15 protein-coding genes and 1 riboswitch are annotated in these 15,947 nt (G+C 69.6%); of the genes, 4 read left to right on the top strand and 11 right to left on the bottom strand.

Annotation, left to right across the window (positions count from 1 at the left end; genetic code table 11):
• Window positions 1-6 precede the first annotated feature (6 nt).
• The gene (locus ACFYUZ_RS02875) at window positions 7-249 is read right to left on the bottom strand and encodes a hypothetical protein (protein WP_055644001.1); all 243 of its coding nucleotides are present in this window, start codon (window positions 247-249) and stop codon (window positions 7-9) included.
• Window positions 250-409: 160 nt separating this feature from the next.
• On the opposite strand from ACFYUZ_RS02875, the gene ACFYUZ_RS02870 reads away from it, so the two are divergent.
• Together ACFYUZ_RS02870 and ACFYUZ_RS02865 are read left to right on the top strand one after the other, a co-directional pair.
• On the top strand, window positions 410-1,144 hold the full coding sequence (locus ACFYUZ_RS02870) for a rhomboid family intramembrane serine protease (RefSeq protein WP_389305704.1): 735 nt from the start codon (window positions 410-412) through the stop codon (window positions 1,142-1,144).
• Window positions 1,141-1,422 (top strand): Lrp/AsnC family transcriptional regulator, encoded by a 282-nt coding sequence (locus ACFYUZ_RS02865; RefSeq protein WP_017238849.1) that lies wholly within the window; start codon window positions 1,141-1,143, stop codon window positions 1,420-1,422. Before ACFYUZ_RS02870 ends, ACFYUZ_RS02865 begins: the two co-directional genes overlap by 4 nt.
• A gap of 71 nt (window positions 1,423-1,493) precedes the next feature.
• Here ACFYUZ_RS02865 and ACFYUZ_RS02860 read toward each other — a convergent pair whose 3' ends face one another.
• From ACFYUZ_RS02860 to ACFYUZ_RS02835, 6 genes are all read right to left on the bottom strand, one after another.
• Window positions 1,494-2,891 carry an aminotransferase class V-fold PLP-dependent enzyme gene (locus ACFYUZ_RS02860; RefSeq protein WP_389305702.1) on the bottom strand — a complete coding sequence of 466 codons (1,398 nt, stop codon included), beginning with the start codon at window positions 2,889-2,891 and terminating at the stop codon, window positions 1,494-1,496.
• A gap of 209 nt (window positions 2,892-3,100) precedes the next feature.
• Window positions 3,101-3,217: riboswitch (SAM riboswitch) on the bottom strand.
• Between the two features lie 87 nt (window positions 3,218-3,304).
• Window positions 3,305-4,369, bottom strand: a complete 1,065-nt coding sequence (trpD, locus tag ACFYUZ_RS02855; RefSeq protein WP_389305700.1) for an anthranilate phosphoribosyltransferase — start codon at window positions 4,367-4,369, stop codon at window positions 3,305-3,307.
• 128 nt (window positions 4,370-4,497) lie between these two features.
• Window positions 4,498-6,123 (bottom strand): cytochrome bc complex cytochrome b subunit, encoded by a 1,626-nt coding sequence (locus ACFYUZ_RS02850; protein WP_389305698.1) that lies wholly within the window; start codon window positions 6,121-6,123, stop codon window positions 4,498-4,500.
• The gene (locus tag ACFYUZ_RS02845; protein WP_389305696.1) at window positions 6,120-7,172 is read right to left on the bottom strand and encodes a Rieske 2Fe-2S domain-containing protein; all 1,053 of its coding nucleotides are present in this window, start codon (window positions 7,170-7,172) and stop codon (window positions 6,120-6,122) included. Before ACFYUZ_RS02845 ends, ACFYUZ_RS02850 begins: the two co-directional genes overlap by 4 nt.
• Window positions 7,169-7,978, bottom strand: a complete 810-nt coding sequence (locus tag ACFYUZ_RS02840; RefSeq protein WP_389305694.1) for a c-type cytochrome — start codon at window positions 7,976-7,978, stop codon at window positions 7,169-7,171. Before ACFYUZ_RS02840 ends, ACFYUZ_RS02845 begins: the two co-directional genes overlap by 4 nt.
• A gap of 74 nt (window positions 7,979-8,052) precedes the next feature.
• Window positions 8,053-8,673: a heme-copper oxidase subunit III gene (locus ACFYUZ_RS02835; protein WP_030693915.1), complete on the bottom strand. Its 621-nt coding sequence runs from the start codon at window positions 8,671-8,673 to the stop codon at window positions 8,053-8,055.
• A gap of 202 nt (window positions 8,674-8,875) precedes the next feature.
• Here ACFYUZ_RS02835 and ACFYUZ_RS02830 point away from each other — a divergent pair, with 202 nt between their 5' ends.
• Window positions 8,876-9,277, top strand: coding sequence for a hypothetical protein (locus ACFYUZ_RS02830; RefSeq protein ID WP_351180481.1), 402 nt, complete (start codon window positions 8,876-8,878; stop codon window positions 9,275-9,277).
• 17 nt (window positions 9,278-9,294) lie between these two features.
• Here the strand turns inward: ACFYUZ_RS02830 and ACFYUZ_RS02825 are convergent, their stop codons facing one another.
• The 4 genes from ACFYUZ_RS02825 to coxB form a co-directional block, all read right to left on the bottom strand.
• Window positions 9,295-10,548, bottom strand: coding sequence for an Ig-like domain-containing protein (locus tag ACFYUZ_RS02825; RefSeq protein ID WP_389305692.1), 1,254 nt, complete (start codon window positions 10,546-10,548; stop codon window positions 9,295-9,297).
• Window positions 10,549-10,670: 122 nt separating this feature from the next.
• Window positions 10,671-11,069 carry a cytochrome c oxidase subunit 4 gene (locus ACFYUZ_RS02820; RefSeq protein ID WP_086822830.1) on the bottom strand — a complete coding sequence of 133 codons (399 nt, stop codon included), beginning with the start codon at window positions 11,067-11,069 and terminating at the stop codon, window positions 10,671-10,673.
• Complete coding sequence (gene ctaD, locus ACFYUZ_RS02815) at window positions 11,066-12,802, bottom strand: cytochrome c oxidase subunit I (protein ID WP_389305690.1); 1,737 nt, start codon at window positions 12,800-12,802, stop codon at window positions 11,066-11,068. The genes ACFYUZ_RS02820 and ctaD overlap by 4 nt, the downstream gene beginning before the upstream one ends.
• The gene (gene coxB / locus ACFYUZ_RS02810; RefSeq protein WP_389305688.1) at window positions 12,799-13,764 is read right to left on the bottom strand and encodes a cytochrome c oxidase subunit II; all 966 of its coding nucleotides are present in this window, start codon (window positions 13,762-13,764) and stop codon (window positions 12,799-12,801) included. Before coxB ends, ctaD begins: the two co-directional genes overlap by 4 nt.
• A gap of 542 nt (window positions 13,765-14,306) precedes the next feature.
• Between coxB and ACFYUZ_RS02805 the strand changes: the two genes are divergently transcribed.
• Window positions 14,307-15,692 carry a cysteine desulfurase/sulfurtransferase TusA family protein gene (locus tag ACFYUZ_RS02805; RefSeq protein ID WP_389305687.1) on the top strand — a complete coding sequence of 462 codons (1,386 nt, stop codon included), beginning with the start codon at window positions 14,307-14,309 and terminating at the stop codon, window positions 15,690-15,692.
• Window positions 15,693-15,947: the final 255 nt, after the last annotated feature.

Here is a 15,947-nt window from a genome sequence, read left to right as displayed (position 1 = left end):
CGTCCCTCAGGAGGCGGCGCCCGGCCTGTCCACCAGTTCGATCTGGTCCACCGCGTTGCACCAGCGGCAGCGGACCGACTCGATGGTCTCACTCACCACCTGCCGCTCCTCGACCGTCGGGTCCCCGGCGAGGTCCAGATGGACGTACTCCACGACCTTGGAGGAGCGGGTCACGTCGAAGCGGGTCAGATTGCCGCAGAGCGTGCAGCGCCAGCGGGTCTCGTCGGTCGGCAGGGGAACCGTCGTCATCGGTGCCGTCCTTCTTCCTGTTGCGTGGTACCAGGTACGGGAGCCGCGGTGCGCCGTCGAACTGCGGTCGGTGGTGCCCGTAACCCTACGGCCTCACGGGGAGGGCGGGGCACGGCGAGGCACTCTGTCCACTTCGGCCCCGGTACGCCATGATCTGTCCATGATCGACTGGCGAGGCGGGGCCCTCGGTGCCTGGCGGGGCGTCCGCGGCGGCCCCCTGGTGACGTACGGACTGATCGCCGCCTGCTGCCTCCTCTTCGTGAGCAGCCCGGTCGCCGGACTCAACCCGGTGTACGGCACCGGCGACGAGCTCCTGGCCGCCCAGGGCGCCTACTTCCGCCGCTGGGGCGTGATCCCCGCCGAGCTGACGAGCGGCGACCCGCGCGCCCTGCTCACCCCGCTGACCGCGCTCTTCGTCCACGGCAGCTGGCTCCACCTGCTCGGCAACATGCTCTTCCTGTACGTCTTCGGGGCGATGGCCGAGGAGCGCATGGGCCCGGTCGGGTTCTGCCTCTTCTACCTGGGCACCGGCTACGTCGCCCTGTGCGGGTACGCGGTGGCGCACGCCGACAGCGGGCAGACCCTGGTGGGGGCCTCCGGGGCGATCTCGGCGGTGCTCGGGGCCTTCCTCTTCCTCTTCCCGCGCTCCCGCGTCACCAGCCTCTTCCCCTTCCTGTTCTTCCTGCCGCTGCGCTTCCCGGCCTGGATCGTGCTGATCTTCTGGTTCACGCTGCAGTGGCTGGCCGCCCGGGCGGCGGGCGCGGGGCCCGGCGTCGCCTATCTGGCCCATGTCGTGGGCTTCTCGGTCGGCTTCCTCTACGCCTGGGGGCGCTTCCGCGGTGGGGATAGAGTGAAAGCCCAAGCCGCGGCGACCGAGGGAGAAAGCCAGCCGTGATCACCGCGATCGTGCTCATCAAGACCAGCGTGGACCGCATCCCCGAGATCGCCGAGTCGATCGCCGCGCTCGACAGCGTCAGCGAGGTCTTCTCGGTCACCGGTACGTACGACCTGATCGCCATGGTCCGGGTGCCGCGCCACGACGACCTGGCGGACGTGATCCCCGGCCGCATCAGCAAGATCCCCGGCGTCGAGGCCACGGACACGCACGTCGCCTTCCGGACGTACTCCCAGCACGACCTGGAGGCGGCCTTCGCCATCGGCCTGGAGTCCTGACACCGCGCGCCCGGCATGGCTGAAGGGGGCCTCCCGATCGGGAGGCCCCCTTCACCCGTACGAGTGAGTGATCAGCCGCGGTCGGGGACGCAGCGGCCGTCCTCGGTGCGGTACTTCCACTGCGCGCCGTCCCGGACGAGCTCCTTCACCGCTCCGACGAACCGCTCCACGTGCTCGTCCGGCGTGCCGGCGCCGAAGCTCACCCGGATGGCGTTGAGCGACCGCTCCCCCGGGGCCGCCTCGGGCGCGCCGCACTCGCCCGGGTCCTGCGGGTCGCTGCCGAGCAGGGTGCGGACCAGCGGGTGGGCGCAGAAGAGCCCGTCGCGGACGCCGATGCCGTACTCGGCGGAGAGCGCGGCGGCGAAGTGGGAGCTGTTCCAGCCCTCCACGACGAAGGAGATGACGCCCACGCGGGGCGCGTCGTCGCCGAAGAGCGAGAGCACGCGCACCTCGGGCATCTCGGCCAGGCCCTCGCGGACCTTCGCGATCAGGTGCCGCTCACGGGCGACGAGGGAGTCGAAGCCGGCCTCGGTGAGCGCCTTGCAGGCGGAGGCGATCGAGTAGACGCCGATGACGTTCGGCGAACCGGCTTCATGTCGGGCCGACGTGGTGTGCCACTCCACGTCCACACCACCGTCGGCCCGACGGGCTACCTTGCGGGACGCTCCACCGCCCGCGAGGTAGGGCTCGGAATCCTGCAGCCAGTCGGCGCGGCCGGCGAGGACGCCGGAGCCGAAGGGCGCGTACAGCTTGTGCCCGGAGAAGGCGACCCAGTCCACGTCCAACTCCCGCACGGAGACGGGGTGGTGGGGGGCGAGCTGGGCGGCGTCGAGCACGATCCGGGCGCCGTGCGCGTGCGCGGCGGCGGCCAGCTCCCTCACCGGCCACAGCTCGCCGGTGACGTTGGAGGCGCCGGTCACGCAGACCAGGGCGGGGCCGTGCGGGTCGCGGTCGGCGAGGGCCCGCTCCAGGGTCTCGACGGCCTGGGCGGGGGTGCGCGGCGCGTCGAGGTAGGTGACGCCGGCGTCCCTCCACGGCAGCAGCGAGGCGTGGTGCTCGGTCTCGAAGACGAAGACCTCGCAGCCGGCCGGGAGGACCTGGGCGAGCAGGTTGAGCGAGTCCGTGGTGGAGCGGGTGAAGACGACCTGGTCGTCGGGGCGGCAGTCGAGGAACTCGGCGACGGTGGCGCGGCTGTTCTCGAAGAGGTCGGTGGAGAGCTGGGAGAGGTAGCCGGCGCCGCGGTGGACGCTGCCGTAGTAGGGGGCGTACGCGGCGACGTCGTCCCAGACCCGCTGGAGGGCCGGCGCGCTGGCCGCGTAGTCGAGCGCCGCGTAGGTCACCTCGCCGCCGGTGACGAGCGGGACGGTCACGTCCCGGCCGAGGACCGGCAGCGGGGCGGCGCAGCAGGGGTCGGCGGACTCGGCGGAGGCGGAGGCGGTGGCGACGGCGGCGTTCGGGCGTGCGGACATGGCGGTATCTCCCGGCGGGCGGTGCGGAATGGCTTCGGTGGATCCCGTACGCGGCCGGGTGCGGCGGGGTACGGGTGATGCCTCGGAGGACGTGCGGGTACGCGGAGGCGACCCTGTTCCGAGGGTGAAGAAGGGGCGGACTCGCCCTATCGCATTCGCTTGCTCACGGAAAACGCTCCTCGACTGACCAGGACCCCTGGTGTTCGAGGGATCCGCGCTTGCCGTAGACCTCGCTGCCTACGGCCTGGTCATCACCCGGGGCACCCCGCCACGGAAGGAGGGTTGCCGGACAGCAAGCCGGGGCCAAAACGCTGTCACTCGTGACCTGTTCCAGAAACTACGCCAGACGATCACGACGCCGCAACCCCGTCCCGGCATCCGGGACGGGGCCGCAACGCGCCGTTCACACGCGCTCAGGCGTTGCTGGCGGCGACCCACCGCTCCAGGGACCGCAGGGCCGCGCCGGAGTCGATCGACTCCGCCGCCTTCGCGATGCCCGCGCCCAGCTGCTCCGCCAGGGTGCCCGTGCCGGGCTCCAGGGCGGTGAGCGCCGCCGCCGCGTTGAGCAGCACCGCGTCCCGTACCGGCCCGGTCTCCCCCGCGAGCAGCCGACGGGCCACGTCGGCGTTGTACGAGGCGTCGGCGCCGCGCAGGGCCTCCAGGGGGACGAGCTCGATGCCGACGTCCCGCGGGTCGAAGCGCTCCTCGGTGACGCCGCCGTCCCGGACCACCCAGACCCGCGAGGTGGCGGTGGTGGTCAGCTCGTCCAGGCCGTCGTCGCCGCGGAAGACCAGGGCGGAGTTGCCGCGCTCGGCGAGGACGCCGGCGACGATCGGCGCCATGCGCGGGTCGGCGACCCCGACGGCCTGGGCCTTCACCTTGGCGGGGTTGGTCAGCGGGCCCAGGACGTTGAAGGTGGTCCGGATGCCCAGCTGGCCGCGGGCCGCGGCGACGTGCCGCAGCGAGGGGTGGAACTTCACGGCGAAGCAGATGGTGATGCCGGCCTCCTCGGCGACCTCGGCGACCCGCTGGGGGGTGAGGTTGAGGTTGATGCCGAGCTTCTCCAGGACGTCGGAGGAGCCGGAGGCGGAGGAGGCGGCGCGGTTGCCGTGCTTGACGACCTTCGTGCCCGTGCCGGCGACGACGATGGAGGCCATCGTGGAGATGTTGACGGTCTTGGCGCCGTCGCCGCCGGTGCCGACGATGTCGACGGCGGGGCCGGGCACCTCGATCGTGTTGGCGTGCGCGTACATGGTGCGGACGAGGCCGGTGATCTCCTGGACGGTCTCGCCCTTGGCCCGCAGCGCCACCATGAATCCGGCGATCTGGGCGTCGGTCGCCTCGCCGCTCATGATCAGGTCCATCGCCCAGGCGGTGTCGTCGGCGGAGAGGTCCTTGCCGTCGAGCAGACCGTTCAGTAGGACGGGCCAGGAGCGGCCCGCCGACGTAGGTCCTCCAGCGGGGTTCGCAGCGCTCATGGCAGCTCCAGGTGATCACGTGACGGATACGGTCCCACCCTATCGACCTCCGGGGACGGCAAAGAGCCCCGTCCATCGAATGGACGGGGCTCTTGCCGTGGCGACCTTCAGGTCAGGTGTTCAGGTGATCAGTGGTGGCCGTGGCCGCTCTGGATCTCCTTGTACTCCTCGACCGTGGGCTTGGCGATCTGGCTGTCCTCGCCGTAGTAGCCCTTGTTGAGCTTGACCCGGAGCTTCTCCATGGCGCCGATCTTGCGCTCCACGCCGTTCTCGTCGACGGCCGGCGGAAGCTCGGCGGCCTCGTACTGCTCGTGCGCCGTGAGGCGGTGCAGCTCGCCCTGGCTGAGCGGCTCGTGGACCTCGACGAACTCACCGTGCGGCAGGCGCTTGATGATGCCCGACTCGCGGCCGTGCAGCACCTTGTCCTTGTCGCGGCGCTGGAGGCCGAGGCAGATCCGCTTGGTGGCGACGAACGCGATGACCGGGCCGACGAAGAAGAAGATCCGCACGAACCAGGTGATCGAGTTCAGCGACAGGTGGAAGTGGGTCGCCCAGAGGTCGTTTCCACCACCCACGAGCATGATCATGTACGCGGTGATCCAGGCGACACCGAAGGCGGTGCGCGTCGGAGCGTTGCGCGGGCGCTGCGCGATGTGGTGCTCGCGCTTGTCGCCGGTGATCCACGACTCGATGAACGGGTAGACCGCGATGGCCGCGAGGACCGCCGGGAAGATCGCCAGCGGGATCATCACGCCGAGGACCAGCGTGTGGCCCCACAGGTTGATCTCCCAGCCCGGCATGACACGGATCAGACCCTCGGCGAAGCCCATGTACCAGTCGGGCTGGGCGCCGGTGGACACCTGGTCCGGGCGGTACGGGCCGATGGCCCAGATCGGGTTGATCGAGGCGATCGCCGCGATGACCGCGATGACACCGAAGACCAGGAAGAAGAAGCCTCCGGCCTTCGCCATGTACACGGGCAGCAGCGGCATGCCGACGACGTTGTTGTTCGTCCGGCCGGGGCCGGCGAACTGGGTGTGCTTGTGGACGAACACCAGGATGAGGTGGGCGACCACGAGGCCCAGCATGATGCCGGGGAGCAGCAGCACGTGCGCCGAGTAGAACCGGGCGACGAAGTCGCCGCCGGGGAACTCGCCGCCGAAGAGGAACATCGACAGGTACGTGCCGAGGACCGGCACGGACAGGATCGCGCCCTGCATGAAGCGGACACCGGTGCCGGAGAGCAGGTCGTCCGGGAGCGAGTAACCGGTGAAGCCGGTGAACATGCCCAGGAAGAACAGCAGGAAGCCGAACAGCCAGTTGATCTCACGCGGCTTGCGGAACGCGCCGGTGAAGAAGACGCGCATCATGTGCACGAACATGCCGGCGAGGAAGATCAGCGCCGCCCAGTGGTGGATCTGCCGGATCAGCAGACCACCGCGCACCTCGAAGGAGATGTGCATGGTCGAGTTGAACGCCTCGGACATCAGCTGTCCCTGGAGCGGGACGTACGGTCCGACGTACTCCACCTCGTTCATCGACGGGTGGAAGAACATCGTCAGGTAGACGCCCGTCAGGATGATGATGAGGAAGCTGTAGAGGCAGACCTCGCCCAGCATGAAGGACCAGTGGTCCGGGAAGATCTTCCGCATGTTGGCCTTGGCCAGCGTGTAGATCCCCAGGCGACCGTCGGCCCAGTCCGCGACCCGCTCGCCGGCGGGCGCCTTCTTCTGCGTGTTGGTCACGGTGCTCATCCGCGCTCCCAGAATGCCGGGCCGACGGGCTCGTCGAAGTCGCCGAGCGCCTCGAGGAAGCCCTTGTCGTTCACGCCGATCCGCAGCTGCGGGAGGGGGTGACCGGCCGGGCCGAAGATGACGCGGGCGCCGTCGGAGAGGTCGAAGGTGGACTGGTGGCACGGGCAGAGCACGTGGTGCGTCTGCTGCTCGTACAGGGAGATCGGGCAGCCGACGTGGGTGCAGATCTTCGAGAACGCGACGATGCCCTGGTGCGACCACTCGAGCTCGCGCTTGTCCTTGATGTCCTCCGGCTGGATCCGGACGATCATCAGGGCGGCCTTGGCGATCTCGGTCTGGAAGTGCTCGTCGTGCTCCGAGAGGCCCTCGGGCATCGCGAAGGTCAGCGAGCCGACCGCGACGTCCTCGGGACGCAGGGGCTCGTGCGTGTTCATGTTGATGAGCTGGAGCCCCTTGGTCCACATGGTGGTCCGGAGCTTCTTCTCGGGCAGCGGGCCCATGTCACGCAGCAGGACGATGCCGGAGAGCGGTACGAGCGACAGCGCGCCGAACATCGTGTTGCGAATGAGCTTGCGGCGGCCCATGCCCGACTCCGCGGCACCGGCCGCGAAGTCCGCCATGACCTTCGCCTTGACCTCGGGCGACGCCGCCATCGGGTGACGCTCGTCGGCGACCTCGACGTCGGACATCAGGGTGCGGGCCCAGTGGACCGCGCCCGCGCCGATGAAGAAGAGGGCGGCACCGAGGGTCAGACCCAGGGCGAAGTTGAGCGCGGACACGTGACCGAAGGGCCAGATGTACACGATCTTGTCGACCGGGAAGATCACGTACGAGGCGATGAAGCCGACGGTGGCCAGCATCGACAGCGTGAACATGAAGGCGACCGCACGCTCGGACCGGCGGGCGGCCCGCTCGTCGATGTCCTGGATGCGGGGCTTGTGGGGCGGAAGGCCCGGGTCGGCGAACGGGTCGTCGGCGACCGTCACCGCGCCGTGCGCGGTGTCCTGCCCTGCCGGCAGGGTCTCTTCTGGAATCTCTTGGCTACTCATGACTTCTTGGCCTTAGCGGTGTGGGCCGCGACCCAGATGGCAACTGCGATCAGCGCGCCCAGGCCGAAGACCCAGGCGAACAGGCCCTCGCTGACGGGGCCGAGGCCACCGAGCTTGAGACCGCCCGGGCTCTCGGAGGAGTCGCTGTTGACGGCCTGGACGTACGCGATGATGTCCTTCTTCTCCTTCTCCGGCATCGTCGTGTCGGGGAAGGAGGGCATGTTCTGCGGGCCGGTCTGCATGGCCTCGTAGAGGTGCTTCGGGTCCACGCCCTCGAGGCTGGGGGCGTACTTGCCGTAGGTCAGCGCGCCACCCTCGCCGGTGAAGTTGTGGCACTGGGCACAGTTGGTGCGGAACAGCTCGCCACCCTTGGCGATGTCGGCACCGTCAGGGCTGTACTGGCCCTCGGTCGGCTTGATCGGGCCGGCGCCGAGGGAGGCGACGTACGCCGCGAGCTGATCGATCTCAGCCTGCGAGTAGATGACCTTCTTCCTCGGAACCTGGGCGCCCGGCTGCTGGGCCGGCATGCGGCCCGTGCCGACCTGGAAGTCCACGGCCGCCGAACCCACGCCGACCAGGGACGGGCCGTCAGAGGTGCCCTGACCGCCGGTTCCGTGGCAGCTGGCGCAGCCGACGGAGTAGAGCTTCTTGCCCTCCTCGATGGCGAGGGACTGGGCGGTTTCATCGGCCTTCGCCGTGCCCGCGGGCGCGAACGCGGCGTACAGCCCCCCAGTGGCCGCCAGCGCGAGAAGTAGGACGACGACCGCCGCCAGCGGATGGCGTCGTCGTGCGGAGAGCTTTTTCACGGATTACCCCGGTGTCAGGATCTTCTGCGTCGATGCTTGCTGGATGTCTCGGTCCGCCGCGGGGGCGGAGCCGATTACTTGATCATGTAGATCGTGGCGAAGAGGCCGATCCAGACGACATCGACGAAGTGCCAGTAGTAGGACACGACGATGGCGGCGGTTGCCTGCTCGTGAGTGAACCTCCTGGCGGCGTACGTCCGGCCGAGGACCAGCAGGAAGGCGATGAGACCGCCCGTCACGTGCAGGCCGTGGAAGCCGGTGGTCAGGTAGAACACCGTGCCGTACGGGTCCGAGGACAGCGAGAGGCCGTCCTTCTTGACCAGCTCGGTGTACTCGAAGACCTGGCCGCCGATGAAGATCGCACCCATCACGAACGTGATGATGAACCACGTCCGGAGCTTCTTCACATCGCCCCGCTCCGCGGCGAAGACGCCGAGCTGGCAGGTGAGGGAGGAGAGCACCAGGATCGTGGTGTTGGTGGCCGAGAACGGGAAGTTCAAGGCCGAGGCCTTTTCCGCCCAGAACTCGGGGCCCATCACCGATCGAAGGGTGAAGTACATCGCGAAGAGGGCCGCGAAGAACATCAGCTCGGAGCTCAACCAGATGATGGTTCCGACGCTGGTGAGGTTCGGTCGATTGACCGAGGGGTGCGCGTGCCCTGTTTCTACTGTCGTTACTGTCGCCACGACCGACATTATGTCGGTCGCTTATCCCGCCCTCACTCCGGGGGGTGCCGTTCGGAGTGTCAGAGGGGTGTGTCCAGCCCGAACGGCCCAGCGCCGGGGCCCCCGAGCACCGTTCGAACAGGTGTTGAACGGGTGTTGACGGGGTGTGGACCGGAGTAGCATCCGGCGCATCGATCGACGACCTTCCCACGGACTTCCCCACGGAGGAACGATGCAGTCGAGTGCCACGGTCCTGGTCTACAGCGACGACGCGAACACCCGCGCGCAGGTGCGGCTCGCGGCCGGACGCAGGCCCGCGACCGACGTTCCCCCGGTCGAGTTCGTGGAGTGCGCGACGCTGCCCGCGGTGCTGAAGCGCCTGGACGAGGGCGGGATCGACGTGTGCGTGCTCGACGGCGAGGCGGTGCCCGCCGGAGGCATGGGGGTCTGCCGGCAGATCAAGGACGAGGTCTTCCGCTGCCCGCCGGTGCTGCTGCTGATCGGCCGCCCTCAGGACGCCTGGCTGGCCACCTGGAGCCGCGCGGACGCCGCGGTCACCCTTCCGGTGGAACCGGTCGAGTTCGCGGCGTCCCTGGCGGCCCTGCTGCGCTCGCGCCTGTCGATCGACGCCTGAGCCGGCCGGGCCCCGGTTCAGATCGAGGGCCTGAGCCGGGCCTTCTCCGTGGAGGCCACCGGGTTTCCGGCGGCCTCCACCAGGGCGCTGCCCTGGCGCCACTTGTCCCACTCCATGTTCCAGTCGCCGAAGCCGTTGCCGAAGGTGTCCATCGTGTCGCCGAGGCTGTTGACGACGCGGACGACGTCGCCGGGGCGGACGGTCTTGAAGAACCAGGCGGCGTTCTCCGTCGACATGCCGACACAGCCGTGGCTGACGTTCTCGACGCCCTGGGAGCCGACGGACCAGGGCGCGGCGTGCACGTACTCGCCGCTCCAGGTGACCCGGGTGGCGTAGTACACGGGCAGGTCGTACGAGTCGGAGCTGCCCTCCGCGATGCCGACGGTGGTGCTCCGCATCTGGACGAAGTACTCCTTGCCGAGCACCACTTTGATCCCGTTGCGGGTGGAGAAACCCGGTTTGCCGGTGGTCACCGGCATGGTGTTGATCACTTCTCCGTTGCGCGTCACGGTCATCTGGTGCGCGCCGGCGTCCGCGACCGCCTCGATTCGGTCGCCGATGGTGAGCTTCAGCGGCTTGGACGCGCCGCCGTAGAGCTTGTCGCCGACCTTGAGGCCGTCCAGGTTCCCGGTGACCGAGACCTGCGCCCCGGCCGGCCAGTACTCCTTCGGGCGGAAGTGCAGTTTCTTGTCGTCCACCCAGTACCAGGCGCCCTCGACGGCGGGCGTGGAGCGGACCTTGAGGGCCCGCTCGACGACCGCGCGGGCCGACCGGTCCTTGACGGGGAGGCTGAGCTCCGCCGTGATGGGCTGCCCGACGCCGTACGTGCCCGCCTCCGGCCCGAAGGTCACGGTCAGGGCCCGTTTGGCCGGAGCCGTCTCGAAAGTGAACGTGCGGGCTCCTGGAGCGCCGTCCTCGTCCTCGGTGGTCACCTGCACCGTGTAGCGGGCGCCGGCCGCCAGGGCCGCCGTGGAGCGCCAGCGCTGTCCGTCCGCGGTGAGTTCGCCGGCGAGGTGGTGCCCCGAGGCGTCGGTGGCCGTGACGTCGGTGATCCGGCCCTCGCCGCCCTTGGCGGTGATCTCCAGGGGCTTGTCGGGGTCCGCCTTGGCGCCGTCGGCGGGTGCGCTGACCGTGAGCTGGTCCGCCGCGTCGTAGGCCTTCTCCGACAGCGGGTGACCGTCGGATCCCGAGCACGCGGAGGCGCCCGCGGTGACGGTGACGGCCAGAAGGGTGCAGCTCAGAACAGTCCGAATGCGCGGCGTGTCGTTCATGACTTCACGCTAGATACGTTCCTCGCGACCGGCGCGCCGAGTACTGCAAAAGAGGGGCCCGGACGCTTCGGTGACGAAGTGTCCGGGCCCCTCGGTGTGCTCCGGTGCGGAGCGGGGTATCGCTACTGGTTCTGGTTCTCGCCGCGGTAGAACTCGAAGACCCAGCCGAACAGGCCGACGAGGATCAGCGGGGCGGAGAAGTACAGGATCCACCACCCCATCGCGATGGCGAGGAAGGCGAGCGCACCACCGACGGCCAGCGAGAGCGGCTGCCAGCTGTGGGGGGCGAAGAAGCCCACCTCACCGGCCTCGTCCGCGACGTCGGCCTCCTTGTCGTCCTGCGCCATCGCGTCGACACGCTTGGCCGTGAAGGCCAGGTAGTAGCCGATCATGATGGCCAGGCCGAAGGCCAGGAAGAGCGCCGTCGTACCGACCGGCTCCTTGGACCAGACGCCGTAGAGGATCGCCATGGCAAGGATGAAGACGCTCAGCCAGATGAACATCTTGCCCTGGATCTTCACTTGCCGGCCTCCTTGCTGCCCGAGAGGGCCGCGGCCTCGTGCGGCTTGTTCTCGAGCTGGTCGAGAGCGGCGATCTCAGGGTGGTGCAGGTCGAACGCCGGGGATTCCGAACGGATCCGCGGCAGGGTGAGGAAGTTGTGCCGCGGGGGCGGGCAGGAGGTCGCCCACTCGAGCGAACGGCCGTAGCCCCACGGGTCGTCGACCTCGATCTTCTTGCCGTACTTGGCGGTCTTCCAGACGTTGTAGAGGAACGGCAGGATCGACAGGCCGAGCAGGAACGAGGAGATCGTCGAGATCGTGTTCAGCGTGGTGAAGCCGTCGGCGTCCAGGTAGTCCGCGTAACGACGCGGCATGCCCTCGGCACCGAGCCAGTGCTGCACCAGGAAGGTGCCGTGGAAGCCGATGAACAGCGTCCAGAACGTGATCTTGCCGAGGCGCTCGTCGAGCATCTTGCCGGTGAACTTCGGCCACCAGAAGTGGAAGCCGGAGAACATCGCGAAGACGACGGTGCCGAAGACGACGTAGTGGAAGTGCGCGACCACGAAGTACGAGTCGGAGATGTGGAAGTCCATCGGGGGCGAGGCCAGGATGACGCCGGTCAGACCACCGAAGGTGAAGGTGATCAGGAAGCCGACGGCCCAGAGCATCGGGGTCTCGAAGGACAGCGAGCCCTTCCACATCGTTCCGATCCAGTTGAAGAACTTCACGCCGGTCGGAACGGCGATGAGGAACGTCATGAAGGAGAAGAACGGGAGGAGCACGCCACCGGTGACGTACATGTGGTGCGCCCACACGGTCACGGACAGGCCGGCGATCGCGATGGTCGCGGCGATCAGACCGATGTAGCCGAACATCGGCTTGCGGCTGAAGACCGGGATGACCTCGGAGATGATGCCGAAGAACGGCAGCGCGATGATGTACACCTCTGGGTGTCCGAAGAACCAGAAGAGGTGTTGCCAGAGCAGCGCTCCGCCGTTGGCCGCGTCGAAGACGTGGGCACCGAACTTGCGGTCCGCCTCCAGGGCGAACAGCGCGGCCGCCAGGACCGGGAAGGCGAGCAGGACCAGGACACCGGTCAGCAGCACGTTCCAGGTGAAGATCGGCATGCGGAACATCGTCATGCCCGGAGCTCGCATGCAGATGATCGTGGTGATGAAGTTGACCGAACCGAGGATCGTGCCGAAGCCGGAGAAGGCCAGACCCATGATCCACATGTCGGCGCCGACGCCCGGCGAGCGGACGGCGTCCGACAGCGGGGAGTAGGCGAACCAGCCGAAGTCGGCCGCACCCTGCGGGGTGAGGAAGCCGGCCACCGCGATGATCGAGCCGAACAGGTAGAGCCAGTAGGCGAACATGTTCAGCCGCGGGAACGCCACGTCGGGCGCGCCGATCTGCAGCGGCATGATCCAGTTCGCGAATCCGGCGAACAGCGGCGTCGCGAACATCAGCAGCATGATCGTGCCGTGCATCGTGAACGCCTGGTTGAACTGCTCGTTCGACATGATCTGCGTACCCGGACGGGCCAGCTCGGCGCGCATGAAGAGCGCCATCAGGCCACCGATGCAGAAGAAGACGAACGACGTGACCAGGTACATCGTACCGATGGTCTTGTGGTCCGTGGTGGTGAGCCACTTGATGACCACGTTGCCGGGCTGCTTGCGCCGTACGGGCAACTCGTTCTCGTACGAGTCCTCAGCTGCGGCGGCACCCTGGGTTTCGTTGTGGATGCTCACAGTTGGTGCTTCTCCGCATTCCTAGCCGGGTCCGTCTGCTCGATGCCAGACGGGATGTAGCCGGTCTGCCCCTTCTCGGCCAGCTCCTTCAGGTGCTGCTGGTAGCGCTCCGGGGAGACCACCTTGACGTTGAAGAGCATCCGGGAGTGGTCGACACCGCAGAGCTCGGCGCACTTGCCCAGGAAGGTGCCTTCCTGGGTCGGGGTGACCTCGAAGGCGTTGGTGTGACCCGGGATGACGTCCTGCTTCATGAGGAAGGGGACCACCCAGAAGGAGTGGATGACGTCACGCGAGGTCAGGACGAAACGGACCTTCTCGCCCTTGGGCAGCCACAGGGTCGGACCCGGGTTGCCGGTCTGCGGGTTGCGGTCGCCCGGGATGCCGGCGTCGTAGACACCACCGGCGTTCGCCGGGAAGTCGTCCTTGTACTTGTCCGGAATGGCCGCGAGGTTCGGGGCCTTCTGGGCGTCGCCGCGCACACCGGGGACGTTCTCGATGTAGTTGAAGCCCCAGCTCCACTGGTAGCCGACCACGTTGACGGTGTGGGCGGGCTTGGGAGTGAGTGAGAGGAGCTTCGACTCGTCACGCGCGGTGAAGTAGAAGAGCACCGAGACGATGATGAGCGGGGTGACCGTGTACAGCGCCTCGATGGGCATGTTGTAACGGGTCTGCGGAGGTACCTCGACCTTGGTCCGGCTGCGCCGGTGGAAGATGGTGGCCCAGAGGATCAGGCCCCACACCAGGATGCCCGTGATCAGGGCGGCGGCCCAGGAGCCCTGCCACAGGGAGAGGATCCGAGGCGCCTCTTCCGTGACGGGGGTGGGCATGCCAAGGCGGGGGAAGTCTTCCCAGTTGTACGAGCAGCCGGTGGCTGTCGCCAGGATCAGGCCCGCAGTCAGCACCTGCGGCAGCTTCCGCCGCATCGGGCGCCGCGACGAGCGGTCGGAGCCGTTGGGACTCACGTAGCGCCTTCCCGAGAGTCTCGGCCCGCAGTGGTCGGCCACGGCCGTCCGTCTCGCTGGTCGGTCGCCGCCCCGGCCGCGGGCAGGGGTTTGGATGTTTATGCGGACCAAACCCTACTGGACGCTATTTGGGGTCGCGCGGGGAGGGTGCCCAACGCGCCGTCCGAGCCCCCGAAGGGGTGGACTCCGGGGTTCCGGGGGGTGCCCGGAGACGGCCGTTCGGCGGGCTGCCGGGGTGGTGGGACGGGCTTTTGACGGGGGCTCATCGGGGGCGGGCGGAGGGCTGGGCAGGGGCCCGGCGGAGGGGGACGGGCGGGGGTGCCCGGTGCGGGCGGGGACGGGCGGGGGTGCCCGGTGCGGGCGGGGACGGGCCGGGGCGTTCGCCCCTGGGTCGGCGGGGGTTCGCCCCTAGGCCGACGGGGGGTTCGACCCCGGGTCGGCGGGGGGTTCTTCCCCGGGTCGGCGGGGTTCTTCCCCGGGTCTGCGGGGGTTCGGCCCCGGGTCGACGAGGGGCGGTCGGCCCCAGGCTCTACCGTGGGCGGATGCCGTACTTCGACGCCGCGTCCGCCGCCCCGCTGCACCCCGTCGCCCGTCAGGCGCTGCTCGCCTCCCTCGACGAGGGCTGGGCCGACCCCGCCCGGCTGTACCGGGAGGGGCGACGCGCCCGGCTGCTGCTCGACGCCGCCCGGGAGGCCGCCGCGGAGGCCGTGGGGTGCCGTCCGGACGAGCTCGCGTTCACTCCTTCGGGGACACGCGCGGTTCACGCCGGAGTCTCCGGCGCGCTCGCGGGACGCCGGCGTGTCGGGAACCGGCTCGTCGTCTCCGCGGTCGAGCACTCCTCCGTCCTGCACGCGGGCGAGACGCACGCGGCGGCGGGCGGCACGACGGCCGAGGTGCCGGTGGACCGGTCGGGAGCCGTGGACGCGGACGCCTTCGCGGCCGCGCTCACCCCCGGCACGGCCCTGGCGTGCCTCCAGTCGGCCAACCACGAGGTGGGCACCGAGCAGCCGGTGACCGAGGTCGCCGAGGCCTGCCGGGCGGCGGACGTGCCACTGCTCGTGGACGCGGCCCAGTCGCTGGGCTGGGGTCCGGTGGAGGGCGGCTGGTCGCTGCTCACGGCGAGCGCGCACAAGTGGGGCGGGCCCGCGGGGGTCGGGCTGCTCGCCGTACGGAAGGGGGTCCGGTTCGCGCCGCAAGGCCCCTCCGACGAGAGGGAGTCGGGCCGGGCGCCGGGCTTCGAGAACCTGCCGGCGATCGTGGCGGCGGCGGCCTCGCTGCGGGCGGTCCGGGCGGAGGCGGCCGCCGAAGGGGCGCGGCTGCGGGCCCTGGTGGACCGGATCCGGACGCGGGTGCCCCAGCTGGTGCCGGACGTGGAGGTGGTGGGCGACGCGGTGCGCCGGCTCCCCCACCTCGTCACCTTCTCCTGTCTGTACGTCGACGGGGAGACGCTCCTGCACGAGCTGGACCGGGAGGGTTTCTCCGTTTCGTCCGGTTCGTCGTGCACGAGTTCGACGCTGACGCCCAGCCATGTGCTGCGCGCGATGGGGGTCCTGAGCGAGGGGAACGTCCGGGTGTCGCTGCCCGCGGGGACCTCGGAGGAGGACGTGGACCGCTTCCTGGCCGTGCTGCCGGGTGTGGTGGCGGGGGTACGGGAACGGCTCGGCGCCCCCGCCTCCGCCCCGGCGGCCCCGTCGCCCTCGGGCTCGCTCGTCGTCGACTCCCTGGGCAAGCGGTGCCCCATCCCCGTCATCGAACTCGCGAAGGTGATCGGCGACGTGCCGGTGGGCGGGACGGTGACGGTGCTCTCGGACGACGAGGCGGCGCGGCTGGACATTCCGGCGTGGTGCGAGATGCGGGGGCAGGAGTACGTGGGGGAGTCGCCGGGGGCGGGGGGCGGTACGGCGTACGTGGTCCGCCGGGTGTCGTGACCACCGCCTGCCGCGCCCTCACCTCCACCGGGGCGGGGCCCCGTCGCCCCCCCGTTGTGGGCAATCGTTCCGCTGGGGCGGAACGGGTGGGCACAACGGAACGGCGCCCTTGCCGGCGCCAGAGGCTCCCGAGCCTGGACCCGTACCGGATGCGCACCGCACAAAACGGTGCGGGTCCAGGCGCGGAACGCGGAGGCGCCGCGAAGGGCGCCGTCCCGTGTGCCCACCCGTCCCGCCCCAGCGGGACGATTGCCC

The sequence above is a fragment of the Streptomyces sp. NPDC004266 genome, assembly GCF_042874095.1.
Taxonomy (GTDB): Bacteria; Actinomycetota; Actinomycetes; order Streptomycetales; family Streptomycetaceae; genus Streptomyces.
This window is presented reverse-complemented; position numbering and strand designations above follow the sequence as displayed.